A 1,216-nucleotide genomic window follows, 5' to 3' on the forward strand; every position below is an offset into this window, starting at 1 on the left:
TGAGCCTCCCCAACTGAACTGGTCCACCGCTATGTTTAGGAAACGGAGGACCACGAATGGCAAACAAGCGACCGAAGCCCGAAGAGATTGTCTCGAAGTTACGGCAGGTTGAAGTTCTGATGGGGCAAGGCATGTCCCGTCTTGATGCGATCAGGCAGATCGGCGTTGTTGAACAAACCTATTACCGCTGGCGCAAGAAGTACGGCGGAATGGGCGTAGATCAGTTGAAAGAACTGAAACGGCTTCAGAAAGAGAATGAGCGACTGCGACGTGCGGTATCCGATCTGACGTTGGACAAGCTGATCCTGACGGAAGCCGCGAAGGGAAACTACTGAGCCCCGCTCGTCGTCGTGCTTGTATTGACCATGTTCGCAACCAACTGAACGTTTCCGAGAGACGCGCCTGCCGCGTGCTTGGACAACACCGGTCCACGCAACGGCGTGTCCCACAAGGTCGCGCAGACGAAGACCGATTGGTGGCCGACATGATCGAGCTGACCCGTCAATACGGCCGATATGGCTATCGCAGGATCGCTGCATTGCTGAGAGAGGCTGGATGGTCTGTCAGCGATGGGCGAATTGAACGGCTTTGGCGACGAGAGGGGCTGAAAGTGCCAGTGAAACAACCGAAGAAAGGACGGCTTTGGCTGAACGATGGCTCGTGTGTTCGGCTGAGGCCGGAGTATCGCAATCATGTATGGAGCTATGATTTCGTCCATTGTCGAACCGACGATGGCAAAGCCTTCCGGACGCTGAACATCCTTGATGAGCACAGCCGGGAGTGCCTGGCGATTAGAGTGAAGCGCAAGCTGAACTCGGTCGACGTGATCGACGCCCTGACGGATCTGTTCATACTTCGGGGGCACCCTGTTTCATACGTTCAGACAATGGGCCAGAATTTGTCGCCCAGGCTGTCCGAGACTGGACCGCCGCAGTTGGCGCCCAGACGGCTTACATTGAACCTGGGAGCCCGTGGGAGAACGGATACTGCGAAAGCTTCAATGGCCGGTTCAGGGACGAACTACTCAACGGCGAAATCTTCTACAGCCTGCGCGAAGCACAAATCCTGATCGAACAATGGAGGAGACACTACAATACAAAACGCCCCCACAGTGCACTGGGCTATCGCCCGCCGGCACCTGAAACCATCATCCCGATGGATCACAGGCCGATGATCCACTAACAATCAACTTGGACCAGTCAGATGAGGCTGCTCA

General features: G+C 55.8%; 1 pseudogene. It reads left to right on the forward strand.

Annotated elements, in window-relative coordinates:
- Positions 1-56: 56 nt before the first annotated feature.
- Positions 57-1,182: pseudogene (locus ACR0ES_RS20155) on the forward strand (IS3 family transposase).
- The last annotated feature ends 34 nt before the right edge of the window (positions 1,183-1,216 follow it).

The organism is Ruegeria sp. N7 (genome assembly GCF_056531345.1).